At 29.4% G+C, this 2,993-nt stretch carries 4 protein-coding genes; all 4 read left to right on the plus strand.

Annotated features, from left to right (window positions below):
• The coding region (locus tag D778_RS14625) for a hypothetical protein (protein ID WP_040492592.1) at positions 1 to 927 on the plus strand (927 nt) is incomplete at its 5' end.
• Positions 928 to 1,152: 225 nt separating this feature from the next.
• Positions 1,153 to 1,608, plus strand: a complete 456-nt coding sequence (locus D778_RS13440; protein ID WP_007651656.1) for a hypothetical protein — start codon at positions 1,153 to 1,155, stop codon at positions 1,606 to 1,608.
• A 97-nt stretch (positions 1,609 to 1,705) separates the two neighbouring features.
• Positions 1,706 to 1,873 (plus strand): hypothetical protein, encoded by a 168-nt coding sequence (locus D778_RS14570; protein ID WP_155949964.1) that lies wholly within the window; start codon positions 1,706 to 1,708, stop codon positions 1,871 to 1,873.
• A 325-nt stretch (positions 1,874 to 2,198) separates the two neighbouring features.
• Positions 2,199 to 2,570, plus strand: coding sequence for a nuclear transport factor 2 family protein (locus D778_RS13445; protein WP_007651658.1), 372 nt, complete (start codon positions 2,199 to 2,201; stop codon positions 2,568 to 2,570).
• The last annotated feature ends 423 nt before the right edge of the window (positions 2,571 to 2,993 follow it).

The raw sequence follows: 2,993 nt of genomic DNA on the forward strand, positions 1-2,993 counted from the left end.
TTTGCTATCTTCGTTTTACGGCGGAAAATCCTCGCGGATTTCCCACAACAAGCCATACACAAACCCGTTGTAAAACATTTAAAACGAACATTGAGAATACAATTTATCATACTGATTCTAATTACAAATTTTGCTTTCGGACAAAGAAAAGTCTCTATTGATAAAAACGTATTGACATACGAAAAGTCAGACGAATATGAACGATTTGACAATGTTGACAAAACTCGAGATGATTTTAAAGAATTGACTATAAATATTGAGAACTCGATATTGAAAATAGAAAATAGTTATAGTGGCGGATTTATAGGTTATGACATTGTCTTCGAAATTGATAAGGAATTAACATTGAAAGAAACCTCTTATCATTATTGGACAGATAACATTGACTTAGAAAATCCTACTGATTATATAGTAACGAAAGCCAAAATAATTCTTAATCAAAACCCATTCAAAAGGTTAAGCGGACTACGTGGGATTTATGAACTTGAAATTGACCATTTACAAAAAAATCAAAAGGTTAGAACCGAAACCTTTAAAGGAAAATTCAAAACTTATAGCGGAATAAAAGAAAGTTCACCTGAGTACATTTGGGCTTTAAACCAAAACCAAGTTGAAAAAAATATTCGAACTGAAAATGGAGTGTACCTAAATCCAGATACACCACCAAGCCTTAAATCCGACACGAAAGAATTGATTGAAGCCATAAAAAAAATCGAAGGTAGTAAGCCAAGTAAATTAATAGTTCAAGCGATTATCAATGAAAATGGTAAAATTGAAAAAGAAACTATTCGTTTCAGAGGCGAAATGAGCGAGGAATTAAAAAACAAAATTGCGGATTTGTTAACAAGAATGACTGATTGGAATCCAGCTTGCGTCAATGAAATTCAGGTTAAATCAAAAATTCCGATAATAATTGGGATTGAATAAAAAACGTTTTACAACAATGTGTATAGCTCATTGCTAATGAATTGTTTAAACTAAAGTAAAAGCATATTTGGAAAGTCGCCAAATTTTTAAATTTGACGATTTCCAAAAAAAATAAATAAATAGTAAAATTTAAAAATCTGGCTCGTGGCTCAACCGAAAAATTATCGCTAATTTGCACGCAACGAGCCATACACCAAACCGTTGTATGCAATTAAAACAATAGAGATGGATAAGAAGAAAGGAAATACAATTTATTCTTTTTTAAAACTATTGAATAAAGAAACCGACATGGTGTTTGCGCAAATAAGCGACATTGAGTTTGATGCAACCAATGATGGAGAAATAGTAGATTATATTAGAGAAAACGACTTGATTAGAAGTAAAAAAGGAGAGTTTTCTTATGATGCTCTTGTTTACATAACTCAAAACGGAAGAAATATTTTAGAATATAATAGTTGGGAAGATTACATCGAAAGCAAAAACAAATCCATTAAGAAATCATACAAAAAGGAAAACGAAAGACAAGAGTTAAAAGACGAGATTGATAGGCTAACTAAAGTTAATCTTGAATTACAAAACAAACACTTAAAGAGATATATTATTTATTCAATAATATCTTTTATACTTGGAGGGATATTAACCAACTTAAAAGACATTTTCCAACTATTGAACCTACAATAAATGATAAAATTGTAATTAATATCAATTTTAAATCAAAATGACTGATATTACTCTTGCGTGAATCTGACTTATTACTCATAACTAAAAATTTAAAAATATGAAAACAATTAAAATTGATGTTGTAAATGGAATGAAAGCAGTTATTATAGTTGATAAAATAACGCACTTAAAGTCTAACAAACAATATACTTATGTATGTATAGGTTCAGAAGCAATAGCAACAACTATGAAAATGGATGATGTTCTTGATCTAATCAACGGTTGAGTTTTGTTTTATTGTGGTAATACAACTTTTAAGTACATTTTCGACTAAAAAAGTATTATGACCTTTAACTATGTTTAGTATATTTGCTTCTAATTCATTGAATTTTAAATGATATTCATCCGACTTACCACTCATACGATTAATAATAACTGCATACAACAATGTATATAAAAAATGCTTTTATTACCTTATTCCATACAAAGTGCAACTTTAGTTTATTTGTTCCCTTACGAAACATCGGCTTAATATATTCGCACTTTTCATATACTAAACCGTTGTACGCAAGCCGAGAAACGAACTCTGAAATTTAAAAATTGATAAAATAATGAATAAAAAGGAAATAGCAAGGCAATATATAAGCCACCTTGAAAATGGAAATGTTGGACAAGTAGTTGCTTTATTCAATCAAAATGGAATGGTTGATTCACCACTATACGGAATAAAAAAAGCAGATGAATTTTATCGTGAATTAAATAACGATACTTCAAATTCTGAACTTCATTTAAAAGGAATTTTTGAAGATAATGAATCAAATGATTTAGCTATTTACTTCACCTATAAATGGACTTTAAAGAATAATCAAAAAGTGGAATTTGATGTAGTAGACATTATTGAATTCGATAATCAAAACAAGATTAGTAAACTAAAAATTATATATGATACGGTTACTTCTAGGAAACTAGTGGAGCAATTATAAAAAAAGCCTGCGTACAACACAGTATAAAAATAATTGCGGTTTTAGGCTAAAACAAAGGTAGTTGCGGGTTTGCTTCATCTGATTTTCCTGCGGAAAAACCTCGCTCGCAAACCCGCAACTATTCTTATACAAACACGTTGGCATTAATTTGAGAATGATAGAGTACAGAATAAAAGTAATGAAACAAAATAGGATTCTACTGTCTATTCTGACTGTAGCAATACTTCTACCTTTTTGTATTCTTTTGTCAGCTAAATTAGAGCTAATTCTTTTTAAGATTATAATTCCGATTTTAATTTTAGGAATCGTAATAACACTATTATATTATTTTTCTTTTGGTCAATTAAGAATCACATTAAACGATAGAAAACTAGACTTTGTGTAGGCTTCCCCTTTTTAGGACACCTCAAAGTTCGATAAATA

This window comes from Xanthomarina gelatinilytica, from assembly GCF_000348685.1.
GTDB lineage: Bacteria > Bacteroidota > Bacteroidia > Flavobacteriales > Flavobacteriaceae > Xanthomarina > Xanthomarina gelatinilytica.

What these genes read in the sequence shown, in the direction of transcription:
- D778_RS13440 (WP_007651656.1), top strand. Translation starts at nt 1,153, where the DNA reads ATGGATAAGAAGAAAGGAAATACAATTTATTCTTTTTTAAAACTATTG.
- D778_RS14570 (WP_155949964.1), top strand. Translation starts at nt 1,706, where the DNA reads ATGAAAACAATTAAAATTGATGTTGTAAATGGAATGAAAGCAGTTATT.
- D778_RS13445 (WP_007651658.1), top strand. Translation starts at nt 2,199, where the DNA reads ATGAATAAAAAGGAAATAGCAAGGCAATATATAAGCCACCTTGAAAAT.